The sequence below is a fragment of the Streptosporangium vulgare genome (assembly GCF_042428775.1).
Lineage (GTDB): Bacteria > Actinomycetota > Actinomycetes > Streptosporangiales > Streptosporangiaceae > Streptosporangium > Streptosporangium vulgare.
Window position 1 is genome coordinate 24,956 of sequence record NZ_JBHMBS010000010.1, and the last position, 24,810, is coordinate 49,765.

16 protein-coding genes are annotated in these 24,810 nt (G+C 71.6%); 4 read left to right on the forward strand and 12 right to left on the reverse strand.

All coding sequences use genetic code 11. From position 1 onward, the window contains the following. Positions 1–3: 3 nt before the first annotated feature. From ACFFRH_RS21530 to ACFFRH_RS21540, 3 genes are all read left to right on the forward strand, one after another. Positions 4–1,161, forward strand: a complete 1,158-nt coding sequence (locus ACFFRH_RS21530; protein WP_386159010.1) for an ATP-grasp domain-containing protein — start codon at positions 4–6, stop codon at positions 1,159–1,161. Between the two features lie 152 nt (positions 1,162–1,313). Next, positions 1,314–3,248 carry an IucA/IucC family protein gene (locus tag ACFFRH_RS21535; protein ID WP_386159013.1) on the forward strand — a complete coding sequence of 645 codons (1,935 nt, stop codon included), beginning with the start codon at positions 1,314–1,316 and terminating at the stop codon, positions 3,246–3,248. Further along, a complete protein-coding gene (locus ACFFRH_RS21540; RefSeq protein ID WP_386159016.1) occupies positions 3,245–4,996 on the forward strand; it encodes an IucA/IucC family protein in 1,752 nt (583 codons plus the stop codon). The genes ACFFRH_RS21535 and ACFFRH_RS21540 overlap by 4 nt, the downstream gene beginning before the upstream one ends. Before the next feature lie 146 nt (positions 4,997–5,142). Here the strand turns inward: ACFFRH_RS21540 and ACFFRH_RS21545 are convergent, their stop codons facing one another. The 6 genes from ACFFRH_RS21545 to ACFFRH_RS21570 all read right to left on the reverse strand — a co-directional run bounded on the left by ACFFRH_RS21545 (position 5,143) and on the right by ACFFRH_RS21570 (position 11,997). Next, complete coding sequence (locus ACFFRH_RS21545; protein WP_386159019.1) at positions 5,143–8,367, reverse strand: penicillin acylase family protein; 3,225 nt, start codon at positions 8,365–8,367, stop codon at positions 5,143–5,145. A 114-nt stretch (positions 8,368–8,481) separates the two neighbouring features. Further along, complete coding sequence (locus tag ACFFRH_RS21550; protein ID WP_386159022.1) at positions 8,482–8,964, reverse strand: ATP-binding protein; 483 nt, start codon at positions 8,962–8,964, stop codon at positions 8,482–8,484. Positions 8,965–8,997: 33 nt separating this feature from the next. Next, complete coding sequence (locus ACFFRH_RS21555) at positions 8,998–9,249, reverse strand: hypothetical protein (RefSeq protein WP_386159024.1); 252 nt, start codon at positions 9,247–9,249, stop codon at positions 8,998–9,000. Positions 9,250–9,352: 103 nt separating this feature from the next. After that, entirely contained in the window at positions 9,353–10,231 is an 879-nt protein-coding gene (locus tag ACFFRH_RS21560) for a hypothetical protein (protein ID WP_386159027.1), read from the reverse strand. Between the two features lie 316 nt (positions 10,232–10,547). Further along, positions 10,548–10,919, reverse strand: coding sequence for a hypothetical protein (locus ACFFRH_RS21565; protein ID WP_386159030.1), 372 nt, complete (start codon positions 10,917–10,919; stop codon positions 10,548–10,550). Positions 10,920–11,367: 448 nt separating this feature from the next. Beyond that, positions 11,368–11,997 carry a pyridoxamine 5'-phosphate oxidase family protein gene (locus ACFFRH_RS21570; protein WP_386159032.1) on the reverse strand — a complete coding sequence of 210 codons (630 nt, stop codon included), beginning with the start codon at positions 11,995–11,997 and terminating at the stop codon, positions 11,368–11,370. Between the two features lie 248 nt (positions 11,998–12,245). Between ACFFRH_RS21570 and ACFFRH_RS21575 the strand changes: the two genes are divergently transcribed. Beyond that, entirely contained in the window at positions 12,246–13,049 is an 804-nt protein-coding gene (locus tag ACFFRH_RS21575) for an SAM-dependent methyltransferase (protein WP_386159035.1), read from the forward strand. Positions 13,050–13,191: 142 nt separating this feature from the next. Here ACFFRH_RS21575 and ACFFRH_RS21580 read toward each other — a convergent pair whose 3' ends face one another. The 6 genes from ACFFRH_RS21580 to ACFFRH_RS21605 form a co-directional block, all read right to left on the reverse strand. Continuing rightward, positions 13,192–14,361 carry a trans-sulfuration enzyme family protein gene (locus ACFFRH_RS21580; RefSeq protein WP_386159037.1) on the reverse strand — a complete coding sequence of 390 codons (1,170 nt, stop codon included), beginning with the start codon at positions 14,359–14,361 and terminating at the stop codon, positions 13,192–13,194. 148 nt (positions 14,362–14,509) lie between these two features. Then, complete coding sequence (locus ACFFRH_RS21585; protein ID WP_344750125.1) at positions 14,510–15,304, reverse strand: SAM-dependent methyltransferase; 795 nt, start codon at positions 15,302–15,304, stop codon at positions 14,510–14,512. 222 nt (positions 15,305–15,526) lie between these two features. After that, positions 15,527–16,720 (reverse strand): cytochrome P450, encoded by a 1,194-nt coding sequence (locus tag ACFFRH_RS21590; protein ID WP_344750126.1) that lies wholly within the window; start codon positions 16,718–16,720, stop codon positions 15,527–15,529. Between the two features lie 32 nt (positions 16,721–16,752). Next, complete coding sequence (locus ACFFRH_RS21595; RefSeq protein ID WP_344750127.1) at positions 16,753–17,457, reverse strand: TetR/AcrR family transcriptional regulator; 705 nt, start codon at positions 17,455–17,457, stop codon at positions 16,753–16,755. 181 nt (positions 17,458–17,638) lie between these two features. Then, entirely contained in the window at positions 17,639–21,388 is a 3,750-nt protein-coding gene (locus ACFFRH_RS21600; protein ID WP_386159040.1) for a UvrD-helicase domain-containing protein, read from the reverse strand. A 25-nt stretch (positions 21,389–21,413) separates the two neighbouring features. Beyond that, the gene (locus ACFFRH_RS21605; RefSeq protein ID WP_344750128.1) at positions 21,414–24,662 is read right to left on the reverse strand and encodes an ATP-dependent helicase; all 3,249 of its coding nucleotides are present in this window, start codon (positions 24,660–24,662) and stop codon (positions 21,414–21,416) included. Between the last annotated feature and the right edge of the window lie 148 nt (positions 24,663–24,810).

The window sequence follows — 24,810 nt, forward strand, 5'->3', positions numbered from 1 at the left end:
GCATTGCGGCTGTACCTCACCGCGCTCAAACCGACCGACTCGGTCAGCGACGGCTTCCTCCCGGCGGCACGCGCGCTCGGCTGTGAGGTCACGATCCTCACCGACCGCCCCGAGCAGTATCGCGACTCCGGGGTGGAGGTGCTCCGCTGCGACGTACGCGACGCGCGGGCCGTGATCGACACCGTCGCGCACCACCGCGTCCCGGACGCGATCTTCTCCAACTCCGACCACATCCAGGCGGAGACCGCGCTCGCCGCCGCCTACTTCGGCCTCCCCGGCAAGGACTGGCGGGCCTGCGTCGACACCAAGAACAAGGCGCTCACCCGGCGGCGGCTGGCCGCCGCCGGGGTCGAGACCGTCCGTTCCGCGCGGCTGGCACCGGCCGACCCGCCGCCCGCCGACATGCCGTTCCCCGCGGTCGTGAAGCCTCGCGAGGGCGTGGCCAGCGAGGACGTGGTGCTGGTCCGCGACGCGGGCGAGCTCGTGACGGCCGTCGCGGCCATCCGGGACAGGCGGCCGGGAGAGGCGCTGGTCGTGGAGGAGTACCTCGACGGGCCGCTGCACACGATGGAGACGCTCGGCGACGGCGAACGGACCAGGGTGCTCGGCGGTTTCCGCACCACCCTCGGGCCGCTGCCGTACTTCGTGGAGGAACGGCTCGACTGGGAGCCGCCCCCCGGCCGCGACCACGTGCTGCGGGCCCTGGAGGCGCTGCGGGTGGGGTTCGGGGCCTGCCACACCGAGTACGTGATGACCCCGGCCGGGCCCCGGATCGTCGAGGTCAACTACCGGGTGATCGGCGACCACTGCGACTTCCTGCTGGCGAGCATGCTGGACGCGCCCCTGTTCGAACTCGTGCTCAGGGTGCATCTCGGGGCGGAGCCCAGGCTTCCCGACCGGCCGGAGGGGCACGCGACCGCGCTGAGCCTGGTCGCCGACCGTCCGGGGACCGTGGTGAGATCTCCCGGGACGGTCGTTCCCGCGCCCGGCGATCCGGTCCGGATCTGGCACCGTCCGCTGCGCGCCGTGGGTGACCGGATCGACCTGAGCAACACCAACCGCGACTACATGGGCATCGTCCGCGCGATCGGGCCCGACCGGGCACGCGTGGACGCGGCCGTCGCGGCCTTCACCGCGCAGGACCCGTGGGTGATCGCGTGAGCCGGAGGTTCACGGAGGACCGCAGGAGCCGGGAACCCCGCGACCACGTGAGCCGCGGATCCACGGGCGGCCGTACGCGAGGGGAACCCACGAACGACCGCACCGACCGTACACGCGGAGAACCCACAAGCGACCGAAGGAACCGGGGATCGGTGAGTGATCGTGTGATCGGCGGGGGGTCCGTGCGCGGGCGGGAACGGTATCTCGCCACCCGGGTGCTGAACGCGCTCCTGCGCGAGGACTACGGCGGCCTGGCCGGGCGGGTGACCCACGGCAAGGACGGTGTCGCGCTGGTCCTGCCCGGGGGCAGACGGGTCCGGCTCACCCCCGGCTCGCTGTTCCAGGACTTCGTGGCGGCCCCCGAGGAGGCGCTCCGCCTGGAGGAGGTGCTGAGCGCCCTGCGGGAGATCTCCGCTCCCGCCGACGCCGCCGGGGTCGAGTCGTTCGTCACGGAGTGCCGCGAGGCGTTGCGCGCCCTCGACCTTCACGACGTCCACCGCGAGGAGGTGCTCGCCAGGCTGGACGCGACCGTCGCCGCCGGGCACCCCGCCACCGGTTCCGCCACTCGTCCCGGCTTCACGGGGACGCCGGACCACGAAGGCGTGTGTACGACGGAAGACGAGAACGGAGTCGGACCCGCCGCGGGCAGCGGGTCAGAACGCACGACAGGCGAGAGCGGACGGACAGCGGGAACGAACGACAGCGGACTGACGGCAGGAACGCACGACAGCGGGCGGCCGACGGGAACGGGCGAGAGCGGGCGGGCGGCCGGAAACGGGATCGCGCGCGCGGTGGGCGTCAGGGGCGGACGCGACGGCATGTGGTACGAGACGCTGGCCGCGTTCGTCGATCACCCCGTCTACCCGACGGCCCGGTGCCGGATCGGCCTGTCCGACGAGGATCTGACCGCGTACGCGCCGGAGTTCGCGCCCGCCTTCGAGCTGCGCTGGGCCGCGGTGCCGCGGGAGCGGCTCATCGGGGCGGAGTTGCCGGGGGCGCCCGGATTCGCCGACGTCGGCCTGGCCCCGAATCTCGCGGAGACCCACACGCTGTTCCCCGTGCACCCGCTGACGGTCCCCGCGGTCGAGGAGATCCCGTGGACGGTCGTGGCCCCGCTGGCGCACCTGGAAGTGAGACCCACGTTGTCGATGCGCACGGTCGAGATCGCGCCGGGCACGCACCTGAAGCTGCCGCTGACCACCAGCACCCTCGGGCTGCGCAACCGGAGGTCCCTCAAACCGGACACGCTCGCCGACGGGGCGCGGGCCGAGCTGCTCCTGCGGGCCATGCCCGACCCGGAGGTGCTCCTGGCCGACGAGCAGACGTACGGGCACGCCGGGCACGAGTACCTGGGCTGGCTCCTTCGCAGGCATCCCGCGGGGGAGGTCGTCCCGGTCGCGGCGCTGCCGGCACCGCTGCCGGGGGGCGGGCTGGTCGTGGAGGAGCTCGCCGAGAGGTGGTTCGGCGGGGACGTCGCCCGGCTGCTCGGCCGGTACCTGCGGGTGCTGTTCCGCTTCCACGTGCGGCTCTTCGTCAGGTACGGCACGGCGCTCGAGGCCCACCAGCAGAACCTCTCGCTGGTGTTCGGCGCGGAGGAGGCCACCGACGGGGACAGCACAGGCGGGGACAGCACGGGCGAGGGTGTCGTACGGCTGCTCGTCAAGGACAACGACGGCCTGCTGACCTCGCCCGACAGGCTGAGAGACGCGGGGCTCGCGGTGCCGGGCTTCGCCGACGCGCGGATGTTCACCGACGACCCGCACGCGCTCGCCGACGTGTTCGTGACCATCACCCTGCACCTGGCCGCCGCCGCCGTGACGTTCGGCGCGCTGCCGCCGCCGACGGCCTTCGAGCTGGTCCGGGGCGCGCTCACCGAGGCGCTCGACGAGTACGGGGAGGATCCGATGGCCAGGCTGCTGCGGGCCAGGACCCTCGACGCCGCCCGGCTCGTCGGGAAATCGATGATCACCGCCGGGACCCTGGTGGACAAGGCACGCACCGGCGCGCGGGACGTGAACAAGTTCTACGGCACGAGCGGGCCGAACTATCTCCGCCACCCCTCTCAGATCACGCAAAGGACGACATGACGAGCCTCGCCCTCGACTCACCCGCCGTCGCCGTCGCCCTCGCCGAGGAGGCCTCCGTGTCGGCGCTGCTGCGTTGCTGCGTGAGGGAGATCGCGGGGCCTCGCGGGCAGGTCAGACATGAGGAGCCGTACGTGCTGCTGCGCGTCGCGGGCACCCGCCTGCGGGCGCGGGCGCACGGCGGGCTCGCGTTGCGCTTCGAGGGGCGGCCCGAGTGGCTGGAGAACGGCTCCTGGCAGCCGCTCTCGGCGGACCTGCTCGTCCGGCTGGTGGAGGCCGAGCTCGGCGGGGGCGAGGGAGCGGGAGCGAGAGCGGACGAGAGCGAGAGCATGGGAGCCGGCGGGGGCAACGAGGAGTTCGCCGGTCAGGTGGCCGCGAGCAGGGACGCCCTGGCGACGCTGATCGCGGCCCGGCGGGAGGTGCCGCCGCCCGCCGACCCGTGGCTGGCCTCGGAGCAGGCGCTGGTCTTCGGGCACCCGTTCCATCCCAGCCCGAAGGCACGCGGTGGTGAGGGCTGGCTGCGCTACGCGCCCGAGGCGCACGCGAGTTTCCCGCTGCGGCTGCTCGGGGTCAGGGACGACGTGCTGGCCGAGGGGGGTGACACCGGCGCGCTCGACGAGCTCGGCCAGGCGCCTCCCGGTTACTCGCTGCTGCCCGCGCACCCGTGGCAGTTGGAACTGCTCGCGGCGGACCTGGCCGCGCCGCTGGCCGACGGCCGCCTGGTCGACCTGGGCGAGGGCTCCCGGCCGGCGGTTCCCACGTCGTCGGTCCGCACGCTCTACGAGCCGCTGATCGACCGGTGCCTGAAGTTCAGCCTGGACGTGCGGATCACCAACTGCGTGCGGAAGAACTCCTGGTACGAGCTGGCGGGCGCGGTCGAGCTGAGCCGTCGCCTCGAACCGGTGTTCCTCGACCTGGCGGCCTCCTTCCCGGGCACCCGCTGGCTGCCCGAGCCGGGCTACCGCTCCGCGGAGCTGGGCACCCGGCTGCTGGAGGGGCTCGGCGTGATCGTCCGGATGAGCCCGTGGTCGGTCTGCAGGCCGGGGGTGACCCCCCTGCTGAGCGGCGCGCTCGCCGCCGGGCCACAGGGGGCCGGAGCGGTTCCGGGCGGCGTGCCGGGCGTGGCCTGGCCGGTGGCCGAAGCGGTGCCGGGCGGCGTGCCAGGGGTGGCCTGGCCGATTGCCGGAGCGGTGCCGGGCGGCGTGGCGGAGCCGGGCGGGTGGCCGGTGGCCGATCCGGTGCGCTGGTGGCGGGCGTACGTGGAGCGCGTGGCGCCGCCGGTGCTCGACGCCTACCTCGGCCACGGCGTGGTGCTGGAACCCCACCTGCAGAACGTCCTGATCGGCGTGGACGCGGAAGGGCTGCCCGTGGAGGCCGTCTTCCGCGACCTGGAGGGCACGAAGCTCGTCGCCGGGCGGCACGACCTGTCCGGGCTGCCCGGCCGGGTCGCCGAGGCGCTCACCTACGACGCGGCCTCCGGCTGGAACCGGGTGGTCTACTGCCTGATGGTCAACCACCTCGCCGAGATCGCCGCCTCCCTCGCGGGGACCGGTTCCACGCGGGAGCTGTGGGCGGTGGCCGGGGAGGTCCTGACGGAGTACGCGGCGTCGCGCGGGTGGCCCCGGCCGCTGTCGGAACTGCTGTCGGGAGCGCCGCTGCCGGCCAAGGCCAACCTCTCGGTCCGGTGGGCGCGCTCGGCGGACCGCTCGGCGGGGTACGTGACGGTCGCCAACCCGCTGGCCACGGCCTGAGCGACGGGCGTTTCCCCCGGGCGTTTCCACAGGGTCCGGCCTCTGGTCCGCCGGCGGGTTCAGGCCCGACGGCAGAAGACGGCGGGAGACGGCGGTGATTGTCGCCGCCGTCTCCCGGGTGGTGACGCCCTACGTAAGGGGGTCCGTCACCGGGGATAGACCTCCAGCTCGTAGAGGGAGTAGCCGTACGACGTCCCGCGTGTGACGCCCTGCATGCGGACGTAGCGGGCACTGGTCGGGCTGAACCTCACGTTGTCCACACCCCCGTTCCCGGTGGTGGTGGAGTAGACGGTGGTCCAGGTGGAGCCGTCGGTCGAGGTCTGGATCGAGTACGCGGCCCCGTAGGCCGCCTCCCAGCGCAGCAGGGCCCTCGCCACGGTGGTGGGCGCCCCGAGATCGACCTGGAGATACTGGTTGTCGCTGGACGAGCTCGACCACCGGGTGGTCGGGTCGCCGTCGACGGCCCTGCTCGCGGGGTAGAAGAGCTGGGTGCTCGACGCCTTGGCGCTCTTCCCCTCCGCCACGTTGGCGATCGCGTCACCCCGGTGGGCGGGGAACGACACGACCTGCTGGTAGGTCGGCCGGTTCTGCCAGGAGATCAGCGAGTGCGTGATCCCGCCGAGCGGCGACTGCTCGACGGCGTCGGAGCACCACTGGTCGCCCGCCGAGCACACGTCGTCCGCCGGATAGGTCGTGGCCGCGGGCTCGGCGAGCGCCGCCGCCAGGCTCTCCAGCAGGACGGTACGGCAGCCGGCCACCGTGCCGTTCCCGCAGTACTTGGCGGGCAGCGGCCCGGAGACCGGGTCGCCGAGGACGCTCCTGACGTCCTTGCTCACGTAGCCCCACCAGCCGTACTGGAACGCCGACCCCTTGTGCGCCTGGGCCTCGTTCGCGGAGGTGGGCAAAGTGGACAGGTCGCCCTGCTGGTGGCCGGAGGGTGACTCGTTGATCTGGATGGCGTTGACCACCGACTGGTAGAGGCCGTCACCCAGCCCCGGCTTGAACTGCGCGCGGACGAGCTTGGGCCACCACGCGTCGAACGCGCGGATCGCCTCGGCGTGGGCGTACGCCTTGCTGCCCGGCGAGGTCTCCAGCCTCCGGGAGCCCGCCGACGTCCAGGCCGACAGCTTGGAGACCGCCGAGGCGAGGGCCGGGTCGGTCACCGCCGAGCTGTTGATCACCCGGAGCAGGTCGGGCAGGACCTTCTTGCCACGCAGGTCGGTCACCGCGGCATCGGCCATGATCTTCGTGGTGCCCGCCCGGTCGAGCTTGCCGCTTCCCGACAGGGCCGCCTTGATCGGGGCGTCCAGCAGGTCGGCCCGGTGCACGGGGCCGAAGCTGAAGTTGCCGTCCGCGGCGCCGTAGTCCTTGGCCTGCTTGTTGTTCCAGCTGACGAAGTAGTCCTGGTTGACCGCCTGCGGGTGAGTGGCGGGAGCGGTGTAGGTCGCGGTGTTGGCGGCCGGGTCGTAGCCCGCCCACTCATGGGCCGCGTCGGCCGTCATCGGCAGGTTCGGGTCGGACACCGCGGACCTGACCGGGGTGTTGCCCGACATGAAGTACGCCGAGTCCCTGGAGTTGACGTAGAACCAGTTGAACGCGAAGCCGATGGTGGAGGCCGAGTTCGTGAACGCCGCCGCGTCGCCCATCGCCGCCGGGTCGTTGAACATCTGGAAGCCGATCGCCGAGTCGACCTCGTGGTGGTAGGTCGACCGCAGCGTGGTGAAGGCCGTGGGCTGCCCGCCGACGGTTCCGCGCCAGCTCACCAGGCCGTACTTGGTGCGCTGGATGACGAGGTCGTACGAGCCGGCCGCGGTGGAGTCGGCGACGGTGGGCTTCCAGGAGTTGGTCTTGCGCAGCGTCTCCATCTCCGTGCAGACGCCCCGGTAGAGGTAGTGGTTGGACGCGGTGGTGACCGCGCCGCCACCGGGCGCGCAGAGCTGGAGGGCGTACGTGTCGGTGATGTCCTGGCCGCTGGAGGTCGCGCTCCAGGCGTAGTCGGTGCCCCGGCCGAGCAGCACGTAGAGGTTGAGCCCGGCGAAGGCGGCGCCGCGCGCCCGGATGCCGGGTCCTGAGAGCTCCTGCAGCATGAGCAGCTGGGGGGCGAAGTAGCCCGTCTGCGGGCCGAACACCGCGACCGGGTTCCCGGTCGACGACTTGGCCGCCGACACCACCACGGCGTTGGACATGCCGGGCTTGGAGTTGTCGACGAGCAGTCCGTCGAGCACGCCCTTCTGCGCCGAGGCCGAAGCCGGGGAGGTGGCCGAGCCGGTCTCGTTCGCGGTGATGTCCACCGGCGCCGTCGACGGGTCGGGGAGGACGACGCCGGTGGCTCCGGCGGGCGCGTTGCCGAACGGGAAGCTCTGGTTGTTGTGCAGGGTGAGCGTCGTCTCCGGGTCGTTCTGCGCCCGGAACGCCGACCAGACCTGGTCGCCGACCGCGGTGCCGTACTTGGCTCGGGCCGCGACCCGCACCAGCGCGGACTGCATCTCCGCGCCGCCACCGCCGCCGAACAGGCCGCCGATCACGCCGGAGATCGAGACCAGGTCGGTCATGGTGAAGTCCACCGGGCCGCCCGCGTTGGTGATCGCGTCGAGGTGGCCGGTCAGGACGTACTCGCCGGGGCAGTTGCGGTCCGCCATGCAGCGGTCGATGTAGGCGTTGACGCCGGCGATGTAGTTCTGCACGTCGGTGTAGAGCTGGGCGCCCCGGGGGCCGGAGTCCCTCACCCTGTTGATCTGCGCCTGGAGGTCCGCCTCGGTGTAGGGGGAGTTTCGCCACGCGCTCTGCTCCAGCGCCCGGTTGCCCGGCGCGCCCCCGGCGAACGGGGTCAGCTCGCCGCGGCCCACGTGCCGCATCAGGTCCATCACCCACAGGCGGTCCTGCGCGCCCGCGTACCCGGCGCCGAACATCGTGCCCTCGCGGGTCGTCCCGGTGATGTGCGGGGTGCCGGTCGCCTTGTCACGGACGATCGTCACGTCCGACCGCGGGCTCGTGGTGCTCTCCACCTGCCCCGCGGGGACGCCGAACGAGGCGTCGTTGAAGAAGTCGGCGATCTGGTCGTTGGTCAGGCCGGTGTAGCCGGAGAGGAGGTTCGCGTACCTGCCGAGCTGGTCGTCGCTGTGCTTCGGCTTGGTGCCCAGGGTCTGGTGGGCGAGGATCCCGGCCAGGGTGGCGTTGCCGTTCTGCCCCGGGGGCAGGATGTCGGAGCACTCGGCGAGGCAGTAGTCGTCGGGAGGGAGAACGGCCGCCGCTGCGGTTTCGGACACGGTTTCGGACGTGGTGGCGGATGCGGGCACGACGGGGGATGCCAGCGCGAGGACCAGTGACAACCCGGAGGCCGCTGTGATCACCCGCCGGAGACGTGCATGCATTGGGAGAGTCCCCTAAACATGAGTCTTACTCGGATGGTGAGAGGAACATACGTTCCGGCCAACAGCGAATCAATGGGCACTGTGATAATCGGCCGTACCGCATGTGACTCGTTGTCAGACCGGCCGGTCGACCCTCTCGTGGAGCCGGGAAACCGGGGTCAGGTCCGCACAACCGACGGCGGCCCCGGAACAGGGGACCTCCCACGCGGCCCACACCGTCTTGCCTCCTCCCCCGGCTTTGACGGGAACGACACCCCACCGGTCGGCCGGCGCCTCGACGATCGCGAGCCCCCTGCCGTGAGAGGCGTCCTGGCCGAGGTCGAGCGGACGAGGCCACCCGGAGCCGTGATCGGTCACCCGCACGCAGACTCCCTGCGCCATGCCCCACGGCGACAACCGGATCGGCTCCTCCCCGTACACCGTGGCGTTCGCCACCAGCTCGCCGACCACCAGGACCGCGTCGTCGACGAACCCGGACGGCAGGCCCCAGCCGGTGAAGGTGTCGCGCGTCATCCGGCGGGCTTCGCCGACGGTCGCCGGGTCACGGGGAATGTCCCAGCAGACGGTCCGGAGTCCGTAAGGGGTGCCTGCGATCATCGGATCTCCTTGCCCGTGCCGGTGGGATTCCGTCTACCCGTGGGAGTCCGGCATCGGCCGCACGCCGGACGGCGTCGCCGCTTCCGCTTCCTCGGTCTCGCGCATCAGAGTGCACAGTTCCTCGGCCGTACCCGCCTGTACGACCAGCGGCTCGCCTCCCAGTGCGATGGCGTAGAACCGGCGCCCGCCCACCCCGTACATGACCAGCCAGCCCGCCTCAGCGCCGCGACGCGCTCCTACGTTGTCGCCCGGAGTCGAGGGGCCGCCAAGAAACGCGCCCGCCATCGATAGCGCTGGCCAGGATCGATATCTGCGGCCGGAAGTCGAGGTCACGAGTCGTGGACGATGGGGCTAGTGCGCTCGAATGCTCGAACGAAAGAAACGAGAATCAGCTGCCCGGGGGCTGTTCGATCACTGCGTTGGGTGGGGTCTGCCTCGTGGTGGAGTAGTCCACGTCGTCTTCGTCGATGACTTGGTCGGCGGGTGGGGCAGTGACTGTGACTTTGGATCCCCAGTCGGTGTAGCGGGTGTCGCTCGCGTAGTCGTCGATCAGGTCGGTGAACGCGTCGCGGGTCACCAGACGGGTCACCAGCCCTTTGTTGTTCACCCAGAGCCGCCAGGTGATTTTCCCCGGCTTCTCCTTGCCGTCCAAACCGAAGGAGGTCGTCTCACGGAAGGAGCGGGAGGCCGTGCGGAGCTCGGCCGGGGTGATCGTACCCCGGTACTGGGTGCCGCCCTGGTCGGGCAAACGGTGGGTCGAAGCGCGCAGCAAGAGCGCCAAGGTGGCCGGTTCGAACACGTTGATCTCCTGATCACCAAAGACGGTGCCCCATTTCTGCAAGGGTCTGTCGACACTGGCGCGCACCCACGACTTGCCGGCGGGAAGGTGAGTGTCGGCCGGGATGACGTCGCAGTGATAGTGCTTCCCATCGACGTTGATCATGTGCTGTACGTAGACGGGGATGTCCTTACCGACGGGCCGACTGGAGGTGGCGCGCCGCACGACGTCCGCGGCGACGACGCCGGAGGGGCCGAACTGCAGCGTGCCCTTGCGGCGTACGGTCGTCGTGTTTTTCTTCCAGTCGAGACGGACGGTCTCGGTGAGCCGTACGCCACGCCCGGCGCGGAACTGCTGTTTGAGCGCGTTCACCGGATCGACCACGGCGAAGGAGACTGTGGCCGCCTGGGCGGGTGCGATGGCGGAGGAGGCGGGCAGGGCTACGACGGCGGTCGCGGCGCCGACGAGCCCGGCGATGAAACGCTTCACGTGAATGCTCCCGAGGATGCCCTCACCCGTATGAGGAACGAGGTCATTCTCGCAGAGCAAGATCGCGGAGGGTGTCGGTGTTGGTGGAGATATGTCGCATTGATTGGGGATGTTTCGTGCAGAAATCGTATGACGGCTGGCGGTGCGAGTAGCGATACTCCCCGAACCCTTGGCCGCCTTCCGTCGCCGACGTCTGGCCGGCTCTTTCACCTTGAACGCCCGCGTCGGCCTTGCCCGCCGGAGCGGGGAGAGCGGCGACCCGGCTGGCGCCCGAAATTGGCCACCAACGCTTTTCCCTTCAGCGATGGCCCTGGCACTAGGAGATGAATGCCTCGATGGCATCCAGGTGCTCAGGCTGCAGCCCACGGCGTGGTGAGGGGGCGATCAGCAGAGCTTGGCCGGTGTGGGTCAGTTCGTCGTACACGCTTCCATGGGTGGGCACTTCGACGTCATCGGTCCAGATGAGGCGTCGTCCGTGGGTGAGGACCTGGCGGGCGGCGGCGAGTTTCGCCGCCGTCGCGGCAGTGGCGGCGAGGTGATCGGACCAGGCGCGCTCCAGCGCGGGCAAGGCGAACAATCGCTTCACCTGGTCGGCGTCAGGGCACCAGGTCGAACACCAGCGGATCTCGACGGTGCCCGCGTGATGCAGCGCGCGGATGCGGTCGATGAGAGCCGGTGCCCAGCGCATCCGGTACTCCTCCGGCGGAGGAGGCATAGCCGCTGCGGGGGGCGGCGCCCCAGCCGGGCCGCGAGACGTTGATCACCCCGTCGACGTCGAGTAACCACACCGGTCGGCTCATCACCCTCACCGCCCCTCACACCGGGGGGCGGAGGAGGGGGAGGTCACCGCGTTCACGATCCATCTCCTTGTCAATGGCCAAGTGCGTGTCGCCGCTGGTGGTCAGTAAAAAGTCCCCGGACTGCACTTGGCCGTCGCCTCACCGACGCCCGCGCCGAAAGCCTCAGCGGCGCCTTCCGTGAGACGTTCAAGCCGACAGCGAATCAATGGCCGCTGCGATGATCGGCCATACCGCAGGTGACTCGTTGCCGGAGAGGCCGGTTGCCCCTCTCGCGGAACCCGGCGTTCCCCACCGGCTCAACCGGTCAGCCCCACACCCCACCGGCGACCCGCACGGTCAGCCGTACATGCCCTCCGCGTAGGAGGGACCGTAGTAACGCTCCAGCTCCTCGATCGGCTCCCCCTGCCGCTCCAGCGCCTGGGCGATGCGCGCCCGCGAGGGCACGGCCTGCGGGTTCCAGCTCTCCGGGCGCCACAGTTCCGAGCGGAGGAACGCCTTGGCGCAGTGGTGGAAGATCTGCTCGATCTCGACCACGATCGCGAGCTGCGGACGGTGCCCCTTGACCACCATCCGGTCGAAGAAGGGAGCCTCGCGCACCAGGCGCGCCCGGCCGTTGACGCGCAGGGTGTCGCCGCGACCGGGGACGAGGTAGATCAGGCCGACGTACGGGTTGCGCAGGATGTTGTGGAATCCGTCCGCCCTGCGGTTGCCGGGCCGTTCGGGGATCGCGATCGTCGAGTCGTCCAGGACCAGCGTGAACCCGGGCGGGTCACCCTTGGGTGAGACGTCACAGCGGCCGTCGGCGTCCGAGGTCGCGACGAGGCAGAACGGCGAGGCGGCCAGCCAGGCCCGGTCCAGCTCGTGCAGGGTCTTCCGCTCCTTCGCGAGCGCGGCCGGCGTGGGGGTGCCGAGCAGCTCACACAGCTCCTCCGCGGAGTCGATCGATTCCCAGCCCTGGGTCTCCATGGTCCTCCTCTGATGAAAAGCACGGGAAGCCCATTTCATCATCGCTGTCCCGTATTTCGTAAGGATGATCAGAGAGCGGAGCGGGACGGTCACCTTGGAGGGACGCCGGGCGCGACCGGTTCGGCGAACCCCCGTGCCCCCCGCCGAGTGACGGTGCGCGGGATAGACGATCACTACATCTCGCTGCCAAAACGTGAAAGCTTCTCTAAGATCAAACCCAGACAAACGCTGGAGAGTCTGGAGAAACCGTGGATGATCAGGCTTCGCCGGCCGGGGTCGACCCGAACGTGCCCAATGTCGCCCGGATGTACGACTACTACCTGGACGGCAAGGACAACTTCGCCTCCGACCGGGCCGCGGCCGAGCAGATCCTGAAGCTCTTCCCCGACACCCGCGACTCCGCGCGGGAGAACCGGGCGTTCCTCGCACGCGCCGTGCGCCACCTGGTCGAATCAGGTGTCCGGCAGATCGTGGACCTGGGTTCCGGGCTGCCCACGAGGGGCAACACCCACGAGATCGCACACGAGATCGCGCCCGGCACCAGCGTCGTCTACGTGGACTACGACCCCGTCGTGTGCGCGCACAGCCGGGCGATCCTGGGGAAGGGCGACAACGTCACCGTCGTGCAGGCCGACGTGCGTGACCCCGAGACGCTGCTGGCCGGGCTGCGCGAGCACGTCGACTTCGACCAGCCCGTGGCGTTCCTGCTGCTCGCCATCCTGCACTTCGTCCCGGACGAGAACCCCGACGGCGCGGGCGCCTACCAGATCATCGAACGACTGCGCGAGGTGAGCGCGCCGGGCAGTTACCTCGTTCTCAGCCACGCGATCGACGCCAGCCCCGACAGCACTCCCGAGGCGCTGGAGATCTACAAGCGGGCCACCGAGGCGCTGAGCCTGCGCACGCACGACGAGATCGCCCGCTTCTTCGACGGCTACGAGCTGGCCGAGCCCGGCCTGGCGTTCCCCAAGGACTGGCGTGCCGTCGAACCGCCCCTGTTCACCGACCGGAACACCTCGATCGGCTACGTCGGAGTGGGCCGCAAGCTCTGACCCTCACGCCCTCCCGGCCCGCGTGACGTGCCGGGCGAACGAGCGGGGCGGGCGGGCGTTCGCTCAACGGGGGGCGACGTTTTCGACAGCGTTGTCACAGCTCTATGGACGGCGGGGGTGCCGCAGAACCCCCAGTGGTCCGTCAGGGCTTCTCCAGGGCGTTCGCGAGATCGGCGATCAGCGTGGCGGGCTCCTCCAGCCCCACCGAGAGACGGACCAGTCCCACCGGGATCTCCATGGTCGCGCGCACGGAGTCCAGGGTGGTGAGCGCCGGGGCGTTCACCAGGCTCTCGTAACCGCCCCACGACACCCCGATGCGGAAGTGCCGCAGCGCGTCCACGAACCGGCCCACCTCGGCGACGTCCTCGGTGTCCAGCTCGACGCTGAAGACGCTGGAGAAGCCCGTCATCTGGGCGCTCGCGAGCTCGTGCCCCGGGTGACCCGGCAGGCCCGGGTGGTTGACCGCCCGGACCGCGGGGTGCTCGACCAGGAACTCCGCCACCCGCAGGCCGCGTTCCTGGTGTGCCGCCATGCGGATCGGCAGGGTCCGCAGCCCCTTGATCGCCTTGCTCGCCTCGTGGGCCGACAGGGCGGCGCCGTACAGCTGGTACTCGGTCAGCGCCAGCGGCCTGACCAGGCGCGCGGGGCCCGCCACGACGCCGCCGACGAGGTCGCTGTGGCCGCCGATGTACTTCGACAGCGAGTGCACGACCAGGTCGACCCCCATCGTGAGGGGCTTCTGGAAGATCGGCGTCGCCCAGGTGTTGTCCATCACGGTGGTCAGACCGCGGCCGCGCGCCCACTCGGCGAAGGCGCGGATGTCGACGACGCCGTAGCGCATGTACGAGGGCGACTCCAAGTAGAGCATCCGGCTGTTCTTCCTGACGGCGCTGTCAAGGGCGGCAGGATCGCCGGTGTGCACCGTCGTGTGCGACACCCCGAACTTCTCCAGATAGCGGAGGAACTGCGTGGTCGGGCCGTAGACCGCCCCGAGCACGATCACGTGGTCGCCCGCGGAGACCAGCGAGGAGATCGTCGCGGCGATGGCGCCCATGCCGGAACCGAAGCACTTGGCCCGCTCCGCCCGTTCCAGCGCGGCGAGCTTGCGCTGGAGCAGGTCCACCGTGGGATTGGTGCCGCGCGAGTAGACGTAGTTCTCGTCCTCGGCCGCGAGACTCCCGGCCAGCGCGCCCGCCGTGGGAAAGGCGAACAGGGAGCTCTCGAAGACCGGCGGGTTGACCGCGCCGAGCATCCAGGGCTCGTCCTCGCCGTACCGGCCGCAGATCCAGTTGTCGTCGACGTGTTCGTACATGACTGCGCAAGGTACAACATGGTGCGGAAGGTCAGCGTGACCAGTTGGGGACGAGAACGGGGATGAGCCCCCGCAGGACCACGACGGCCGGCTCCGACAGGCCGGGCTCCGCGACCGGTCCCGGCCGGCCCCGGCCGGCCCCGGCCGGTCAGGGCTTGCGGCCGACCCCGCCGAACGCGTCCACCTCGTCCGGCGCCCCCCACGTGCTGTGCTCGGGACGCCACCGCGAGACCGACACCACGCCGGGGTCCAGCACCTCCAGGCCCTCGAAGAACCAGGCGATCTGCTCGGGGGTCCGCAGCCGGTAGTCGTAGGTGCGGCCCTCCTCCACGAGCTGCTCCACCTCCTTGGCCGCGTCCGGGATCACCACGTTCGTGCCGTCCTCGAACACCAGGTAACTTCCCGAGGGCAGCGCGTCCAGGAACCGGCGGACGAGGGCCCGCGCCTCGTCGTTGTCGTAGATGGTGCCCATCACCCCGAACAGCATCAACGCGATCGGCTCGGTGAAGTCCAGCGTGCCGGCCGCGGCCCGCAGGATCGTCTCCGGATCGCGGGCGTCGGCCTCGATGTAGTCGCACTTCCCCTCCGGGCTGCTGGAGAGCAGCGCCTGGGCGTGCGCGAGCACCAGAGGGTCGTTGTCCACGTAGACGATCCGGCACGTCGGGTCCGCCCGCTGCGCGACGTCGTGGGTGTGGTCGAGGGTGGGAAGCCCGGTGCCGACGTCGAGGAACTGCCTGACCCCGGCCTCCTGCACGAGGAACCTGACGGCGCGGCCCTGGAAGGCGCGCGCCTGCCGCACGACGCTTCCGATCTGCGGATAGCTCTGGAGGATGTACTCCGCGGCGATCCTGTCGGCCTCGTAGTTGTTCTTGCCGCCGCCCAGGTAGTCCCACACCCTGGCCTGGTGCGGCACGTTGGGATTGATGCCGGAGATGTCGGTCATGTGGCGTTCTCTTCTGTTGTGATCAATTACTGCACAACATAAGGGGTTCGCCGGTATGGCGGGTCCGCTTCCCGGGATAGTTTCGTGCCGAATTCGCCCCCGAGGTAACGGATGACCGCCCGCGGACCACGGCTCCGGGCCCGGCTCACCCGTACGGCGGCGGTCGCCGTGGGGAACGGGAGTCCCCCACGGCGACCGCCCGAAAGGCCCGTTGGGGCCTGCTCAGGAACCGGAGGTGAGCAGCGGCAGCCTCCGTACCCCGGTCATGGTCGGGCTCGGGATGAACCGCGGCGGCTCGTCCGGGTCGGTGCGCAGGTGGGGGAAGCGGTCGAGCAGGATGTCGAGCGCGACCCGGCCCTCCAGGCGTGCCAGCGGCGCGCCGATGCAGAAGTGGATGCCCCTGCCGAAGCCGAGGTGGGGGTTGGGGACGCGGGAGGGATCGAACACGTCGGGGTCGGCGAACTCCCTCGGGTCGCGGTTGGCCGCCGCGATCCACACCATGAGCAGCTGGTCGGCGGGGACGTGCTGCCCGCCGAGCTCGACGTCGACGTTGGTGACCCGGCCGAGGGCCGCGAACGGGCTGAAGAAGCGCAGGGACTCCTCGATCACGGCGGGGATCGTCGACCGGTCCTCGCGGGTCCTGGCGAACTGCTCGGGATGGGCGTCCAGGCACAACACCGTGTTGCCCAGCAGCATGGTCGTGGTGATGTGCCCGGCCACGAGCAGGATGTTCGCGAAGTTCACCACCTCGGCCTGGGTGAGACGCTCGCCGTCGACCTCGGCCTCGACGAGTTTGGTGAGCAGGTCGGCGCGCGGGTGGCGCCTGCGGTCGTCGGCGTGCTCGCCGATGTAGTCGGCGAGGTGCCTGAACTGCTCCATCGCGACCGTGAAGCTGCGCTCCTGCTCATCGCTCTGATTGACGAGGGAGAACTGCTGGGTGTTCTCGAACATCCTGTCCACCCACTGCTTGAACAGGTGGCGGTCGCTGCCGGGCACCCCCAGGAGCTCCGCGATGACGATGACCGGCAGCGGGTAGGCGAGGTCGGTCACCAGCTCCAGGCGGTCCGGGTCGGCCACCTCGTCGAGCAGCTCGTGGGTCAGCTCGGCGATCCGCGGTTCGAGGTCCGCGACGACCTTCGGGGTGAAGGCGTGGCTGACGAGCTTGCGCAGCTTGCCGTGCGCGGGCGGGTCCATCTGCGTCAGCATGCCCTCGCTGCTCATCTCCATGCTGGGCAGCACGCGGGCGGTGTCGGAGGAGAACGTCTTCGGGTCGCCGAGGACCCGCAACGCCTCGGGGTGGCCGAAGACGTTCCACATCCCGGTGGCGGCGTCGAAGCTCACCGGCTGGTCCGGATGGCGTCCGCGCAGCCAGAAGTGCCCCTCGTGCAGGCCCCATGTGTCGGCGATGGTGGTCATGGTCTGCCTTTCTCATCGGGACGGGTCCGGGATCAGCCGGGCTCGTGCGTGCGTTCGTACGCGTAGATCCAGGTGCGGTAGGGCGGGATCAGGGCCTCGAAGACGTCGATGACCTCGGAGGCGGCCTTGGCCAGCTCCTCGGGGCCCGGCGGCTCCGGCGGCTCGAAGGCGTGTCTGACGATGAACGAGATCGACTCGGCCTTGGCCCTCGTGTCCACCTCGACGCCTATCAGGTTCGCGGTGTCGTGGAGGTGGAACCCCATCATCGTCGCGCTCAGCGTGTACGACAGGTTCGGCACGTCGTCGCGGAGCAGGCCGTGCCGGATCATCAGGCCGTAGAACCGCTCGGAGGCGAGCAGCTCCTGGCTGCGCAGGAAGGCGTCGGCGAACCTGTGCTGCCCCTGCAGGTATCCCTCGGACAGCGCCCGCAACACCGGCCTGTCGTTGACGACGAGGAAGGACTCGGACACGAAACGGTGCGGCAGCAGCATCGCCGGATCCCGGCGCAGCCCGTCGAGGAGCTCCTCGACGTAGGCGATGGTCTCGCGCAGCAGCACGGCCTCGAACAGCTGCTGCTTGGTGCGCCAGTGCAGGTAGACCGTGCCCTTGCCGATGCCCGCCCGCTGGGCGATGTCCTCGATCGTCACCTTCCGGTAGCCGAGGCGCACGAGCAGCTCGGCCGCCGCGTCGAGAATCCGGTCGGCGCGCCCGTCGGCCTGCCCCGCTCGCTCCGCCACCCCGGCACCTCTCGCCCTGATCACCCTGATCACCCTGATCGCTTTGACTCCGTGACCAATTATGAAATCTGGTCAACAAGTCAGAGAGTAGACCTCATCCCGGGCACGGACAACCCTGTTCTGGGTACGTGAATCGACGCCCGACAGCTGAAGTCGGGACCACTCGGCGGCGACGCCACCGTCAGCGGAGGGCCGGCACCGACTCGACGAGGGTGACGAGGCCGCGCTCGTCGAGGAGGTCGACGGGGCGGACCGTCTCGTTGAGCAGGACGTAGTGGAAGGCCGCGCTCACCCGGTCCAGGGGGACCGCGGCGAGGTGGGACCAGGCCAGCCGGTAGGCGGCGAGCTGGACGGAGGCGGCGGCCTCGGCCTTCTTGCCGTCGGGGCGGCGACCGGTCTTCCAGTCGACGACCTCGTAGCGGTCGTCGGAGATCTGGAAGACCGCGTCCATCCGGCCGCGGACCACCCGGTCGGCGATCATGGTCTCGAAGGGGACCTCGACGTCGAACGGTTCCCTGCCCGCCCACTCGCTCTCCTCGAAGCGGGCGCGCAGCTCGTCGAGGTGGGCGTCGGGCTCATCGAAGTCGTCGGAGGCGCCGGGCAGCTCGAACTCGTCCATCAGCCGCTGCTGGCCCCAGCGCCCCTCCAGCCAGCGGTGGAAGGAGGTGCCCCGGCGAGCCAGCGGGGCGGGCTTCTTGGGCACCGGGCGGCGGATCTGCCGGGCCAGCGCCTTGGGGTCGGAGGCCAGGGTGACGAGGGAGGACACGGTCAGGTGGGTGGGCAGCTCCACCCGGCCGCTGCCGCGCCGCCGGTTCAGCTCCCGCTCCCTGAGCAGGAGCTCGATGTCGCGCTCCCACGCCTTCGCCCGCTCCCGGTCCCACCCGCGCAGGTCGGCCACGGGGGCCGGCCGCCGCTCGGGCAGCTCCCCCGCCTCGGCCTCGAACCCGGCCCAGGGCTCGGACTCGGCTTCGGGCTCGGCTTCGGACTCGAGGCCGGGACCGGACGCGGCTTCGGGCTCGGCTTCAGGTTCGGGCTCGGGACCGGGCTCGGCTTCAGGCTCGGACTCGGGACCGGGACCGGACTCGGGGCCGGGCGCGGGTTTCGCCTCCCGCGGGTCCGCCGGGAACGGCACGTCCTCGTCCTCCGGATCCGCCGGGAAGGACTCGTCCCACGGGTCGCCCGGGAAGGGCACGCTCTCCTCGTCCGGGAAGGGCACGTCCGTCTCCCCGGGTTCCCCGGAGACAGGCGCCCCGCTCCTCGGGGCCCCGGGGAACTCGGGAAAGGGGACATCCTCGTACGCGGACGCGGAACCGACCCCGGACGCGAGACCGACGCCGGACGCGGAACCGGCCCCGGAAGCCGCGCCCCCCGCCAGGGCGGCGAGGGCCGCCTCGACCATGGTGGCGCCGTCGAGGACCGCCGCGTAACGGACGTCCTCCGGGGCGATCGGCCAGACGGACTCGGCGGGCTCGGCGAGGAGCGGATTGGTCGCCCCCTCCTCCACCTCCGGGGCCCAGAAGGCCACCCGCCCGCAGGTCTCGCGGATCTCCACCAGGAAGTCGGACGGCTCCAGCGGCTTGGCCGCGGTCCCCCAGCGGTAGCCGGAGGCGATCAGGAGGTAGTGGGCGCGGGTGACGGCGACGTACGCCAGGCGGCGTTCCTCCAGCAGGTCGCGGTCGCGGCAGCGCTCGTCGAAGTCGGCGAGCTCCTCCTTGGAGAGGCCGGTCAGCTCCGGCAGGTCCGAGGCGTCGCCGCGCAGCGGGTAGGGCAGCTTGCGGGGGTTCTCCGTCCACTTCGGGCTGGTCGTGGGGCGGGCCGGGAACATGGTCCCGACGGTGAGCGTCCCGGCCTTGGACAGCGCCTGGGACAGGCCGGGCACCACGACGACCGGCCACTCCAGGCCCTTGGAGGCGTGCACGGTCATCAGCTTCACGCTGTTGCTCTCGCCCACCCGCCCGGCGTCCAGCCCGTTCTCCTCCTCGTCGGCCGCCTTCAGGAACGCCAGGAAGGCGCCCAGCGTCGGGTCCTCGGAGTCTCCGGCGAACCGGGCCGCGGCGTCCAGGAAGGCGTCGAGGTCGGCGCGGGCGGCGAACGGGCCGACGGCGGTCCCCCGGGCGGCCACCTCGATGTCCAGGCCGAGGGTGCGCTCGATCTCCAGGATCAGGTCGGGCAGCGGCTGGCCGGTGTGGGCGCGCAGGACGCGCAGCTCCTGGGCCATCGCCACCAGCCTCACCGCGGCCAGGGGAGAGAACAGGTCCTGCCACGCGGGACGGTCGGGCAGCTCGTCGAGGGCGTCGACCAGGCTGCCGCGCTCCTCGGCCATGTCCGCCACGACCTGGTCCAGCGGGTCGGCCACCGGCGAGGAGCCCTCGCGGGTCTCCCGGTTCAACTCGCGGGCCCGCTCGCCCAGCTCCTTGAGGTCGGCGGGGCCGATCCGCCAGCGGGGACCGGACAGCAGCCGCACCAGGGCGTCACCCGCGCTCGGGTCGTAGACGACGCGCAGGGTGGAGACGATGTCGGCCACCTCGGGCACGGTGAGCAGGCCGCCCAGGCCGACGATCTCGACCGGGATGCCGCGCGCCTCCAGCGCCCTGCGCAGCGCGGGGAACTGCGAGCGCTTGCGCGCCAGGATCGCCACGTCGTGCGGCTGGAGGCACTGCGGGCCACCCCAGGCGCTCTGCTTGGCCCGCTTGCGCTCGCCCTCGCCCCAGGGCATGCCGTCGGGCGCGCTCTCCGCGCCCAGCACCCTGGCGATCCCCGACGCGATCCACTCCGCCTCGTCGTCGGCGGTCTCGTGGAAGGCGCACACCACCCGGCCGCGGTCGACCCGGTTGCCGCCGGGCACCAGTACCGGCACCTCCCTGGCCTCCATCCGCAGCGGCAGCTGGAGCCGGGCGGCGACGTCCAGCACGGCGTCGCCGTTGCGGAAGCTGACCGACAGGCGGTTGATCGGGGCGAGCTCTCCGGACGCGGTCCTGAAGTCGCGGGGGAAGCGGGTCAGGTTGCCCGCCGAGGCGCCGCGCCAGCCGTAGATGGACTGGCAGGGGTCGCCCACGGCCGTCACCGGGTGACCTCCGCCGAACAGGGCGCGCAGCAGGACGAGCTGGGCGTGGCTGGTGTCCTGGTACTCGTCCAGGAGGACCACGGCGAACCGCCCGCGCTCGATCTCGCCGACGTCGGCGTGCTTGGCCGCGATCCGGGCGGCGAGCGCCATCTGGTCGCCGTGGTCGACGACCTCCCTGCTCCGCTTGAGCCGGTCGTACGCCTCGACCAGCGGCAGCAGCTGCTCCCTGGCCCGCTGGACGACGAGCGGCCTGCGCTGGTCCTTGACCGGCGTGCCGGGCAGCTCGGCGTACCGCTGGGCGAGCCAGGCGCCGACGTCGCGCACGTCCCGCGAGGTGCGCAGGTGCTCGGCCATCTCCCCGGCCAGCTCCAGCACCGCCCGGGTGACGGTCGCCGGACTCCACTCGACCTGCTCCATCGGCCCGTCGTACGCGCTGACCACCCGCCCCGCGAGCTGCCAGGAGACGGCCGGGGAGACCAGGCGCATGGTCGGCTCCAGCGCCTCGCGCAGGGCGTGGTCGGTGACCAGGCGGGCCGCGTAGGCGTGGTACGTCGAGATGGTCGGCTCGCCCTCCATCAGGTCGGCGGGCACCTGCTTGGTCTCGACCAGGCCGTTGAGCCGCTCGCGCACGCGGGCGGCCAGCTCCCCGGCCGCCTTCCTGGTGAAGGTCAGGCCGAGCACCTGCTCGGGACGGACCAGGCCGTTGGCGACCAGCCAGACGACACGCCCGGCCATGGTCTCGCTCTTGCCCGAACCGGCTCCGGCCATCACCACCATCGGTTCGAGACCGGCCTCGATCACGGCGGCCTGCTCGGGGGTCGGCGGCAGGATGCCCAGCTTGGCGGCGAGCTGGACCGGGCTCAGCACGTAGCGTCCCCCGGGGTCGTGCGGCTCAGCACACCTGATCTCCGTTCTTGCTGACCGGGCAGCTCGCCCGCACGGCACAGGTGCGGCAGCCGTCGTTCACCTTGGCCTGGAAGAACGGCCCCGACATGCCGACGGCGACGGTGCCGACCATGTCCTTGGCCCAGCCGGGGTCGGGGTCGTCCGCCAGGGGAGGTTGCGTCTGCTCCTTGGCGGCCTTCTTGCCCGCCGCGTCGCCCACCTGGACCAGGGCCGCGCCGCCCGGCTCGGTCATGCCGTGCCGCTGGAAGGCGCCCAGCAGCGCGGCGAGCTGGTAGACGCCGAGCTGGGGGTGGCGTTCGAGCTCGCTGTCCTTGGCGCCGGTCTTGCCGGTCTTGATGTCGATGATCACGGCCCGGCCCTCGCCGTCGCGCTCGACCCGGTCGACCCTGCCCTTGATCTGCACTCCCTCGGAGACCATGGCCGTGAACGCCTCCTCCAGGCCGACCAGCTCCCGGGGGTTCTCCTCGTGCCAGCGGACGAACTTGGAGATCATCTCCTCGGCGACCCTGCGCTGCTTGCGGTTGTACCAGACGCCGCCGAAGTCGAGCTCGTGCCAGACGTCGTCCAGGCGCTTGCCGAGGGTCTCCTCGGTGGGCATGCCCGTCGCGGCGAGGACGGCGAGCGCGTGCACGACCGTGCCCAGGCCGCGTGCCACGTCGGTGCCGCCCGCGCCCACGGAGGTCTCCAGCAGCCAGCGCAGGCCGCACTTGCTGAAGCTCTCCACGGCCGAGGGCGAGACGCGCACGATGTCGTCGGGCCAGCTGAGCGGGCGGTCGTCGGAGATGGGGGTGAGGGCGTACCACTCGTTGGGGTGGGCGCCGGGCACCCCGGAGGCGGCGAGCCTGGCCAGGTGCTCGGCCGCGGACCTGCGCAGCGGCTCCGGCCTGGTGGAGTCGGCGACCGCCGAGCGCAGGTCGGCGACGAGCGCGGACATGCTGAGCCAGCGGGACCGCTCGTCGACGCCCGCGGCGTCCTCGGCCGAGCCGGGGACCAGTTCGGTGAGGAAGCGGGAGGGCCGCTCCTCGGTGTCGTCGCCGCCCACGGCGGTGACGATGAGCCTCTTCCTCGCCCTGGTCGCGGCCACGTAGAACAGGCGGCGCTCCTCGGCCAGCAGCTGGGAGGCGAGGGCCGCGGAGACGGCCGCCGGGTTCTCGTGCTCGGAGCCCTCGGCCCTGGCGACCATGTCGTCGGTGCTCAGGATGGACCCGCGCAGCCGCAGGTCCGGCCAGGCGCCCTCCTGGACCCCCGCGACGACCACCACGTCCCACTCCAGGCCCTTGGAGCGGTGCGCGGTGAGGATGCGGACCGTGTCCCCCTCGGGGGCCCGGTCGGCGAGGGAGTCGCCGGGGATCTCCTGGGCGACCAGGTCCTCGACGAACACGTCCACCCCGGCGTGCGGGAGCCGGTCGACGAACCTGGCCGTGTGGTCGAACAGCGCCACGACGGCGTCGAGGTCGCGGTCGGCCATGGTGCCCCTCACGCCGCCCCTGAGGCTGACGTCGGTCCACTTCCTGGCCAGGCCGGTGGCCTGCCAGACGGCCCACAGCACGTCCTCGGCGGTGCCGCCCTGCCGTACGGCCTCGGTGGCGGCGGCGATGAGACCGGCGAGCCGCTCGGCGGGCTTCGCGACGTGCGGCTCCACCCTCACCAGTTCCCGCGCGTCCTTCAGCGCCGCGACCATCAGCTCGCCGGAGGAACGCGGGCCGGGGGTCTCGCGCTCGGCGACGCGTTCCACCATCTCGGCGACGTCGTGCTCGCCGTCCGAGCCGTCCACGCCGTCCGAGCCGTCCACGCCGTTCGCGTCGTGCTCGCCGTCCGCGTCGTGCTCGCCGGGGGGCCCGGGGTCGGCGAGCGCCTCGTGCTCGGCGATCCGCAGGGCGCGGCGCAGCCGTCGCACCCCGATCATGTCGGTGCCGCCGAGCGCCCCGGTGAGCAGTTCCTCCGCCACCCCCTCGTCGAGGGTCTCCGGGTGCAGCGCCACCTGGATGAGCCTGATCAGCGGCCGTACGCCCGGCTCCTGGAACAGCGGCACCTCGGCGCCGCCGACCACGACCGGCACCCCCGCGGTGACCAGGGCGCGGCGCAGCAGCGGCACCTGGCGCGTCGCCGACCGCACCAGCACGGCCATCCGCGACCAGGGGACGCCGTCCAGCAGGTGCGCCCTGCGGAGCGTGTCGGCCACGATCGCCGCCTCCTGGGTGGCGCCGTCGGCCACCAGCACCCGTACGTCGCCCGGCTCGGCGTCCGGCAGGGCGCGCAGGTCGCGGTGGGCGGCGCCGCCGGGGGTGGCGGGCAGCCGCGCGGTGACGCGGCGGGTGGCCCGCAGCAGCTCCCGGCCGCTGCGGCGGCAGACGCGCAGCGCGACGACCGGGGCCTTCTCCCCGTCGGCGTCGCGGAACCTGTCGGGGAAGTTCATGATCCCGCGGACGTCGGCGCCGCGGAAGCCGTAGATCGACTGGTCGGGGTCGCCGACCGCGACCAGGTCGCGGCCCTCCCCCGCCAGCTGCCGCAGCAGGAACTCCTGCGCGGGGTCGGTGTCCTGGTACTCGTCGACGAAGACGGCGTCGTACGCCGACCGCTCGCGGGTCCGCACCTCGGGGTCGGAGAGCAGGGCCCCGGCCGCGCGGATCAGCTCCGCGTAGTCGAGGACCGGTTCGAGGTCGAGGTCGAACCTGGCCTGGTAGCGGTCGGCGAACCCCCCGGCGGCCACCCAGTCGGCGCGGCCGTGGCGGCGGCCCAGCTCCCTCAGCTCGGGGCCGTCGAGGCCGCGCTCGGCGGCGCGGGCCAGGAAGTCGCGGAGCTCGGAGGCGAAGCCGCGCGTCTTGAGCGCCTCGTGCATGTCGTCGGGCCAGTGCGTGGCGCCGTCCTCCAGCTCGCCGTGGAGCAGGCGGCGGATCTCCAGGAGTTGCTCGGGACCGGTGAGCAGGCGCGGCGGCAGTCCTCCGGCGAGCACGGCCTCGCGGCGGAGCAGCGCGTAGGCGTAACTGTGGAAGGTGAGGGCGAGGGGGGTGCGGGTGGTGCGGCGCATCCGGGCGGTGATGCGCTCGCGCAGCTCCTCGGCGGCCTTGCGGCTGAAGGTGAGGACGAGCACCCGCTCGGGGTCGACGCCCCGGCGCTCGATCCTGTCGACGACGGTCTCGACGATCGTGGTGGTCTTGCCGGTGCCGGGCCCGGCGAGCACGAGGAGCGGGCCGCTCTCATGGGCCACCACCGCCCGCTGGTGCTCGTCGAGCACAGGGGCAACAGCCCTCCCCGCACCCTCACGACGTATCAGCCGCCAGTCCTGACCACTCACAACTCGCCATTCCACCAGATCCCGGACGATGATCGTGCCGAGTCGGCGGGTACGGCATGGCGGATTCTCCACCGGATACGGCGGGCGG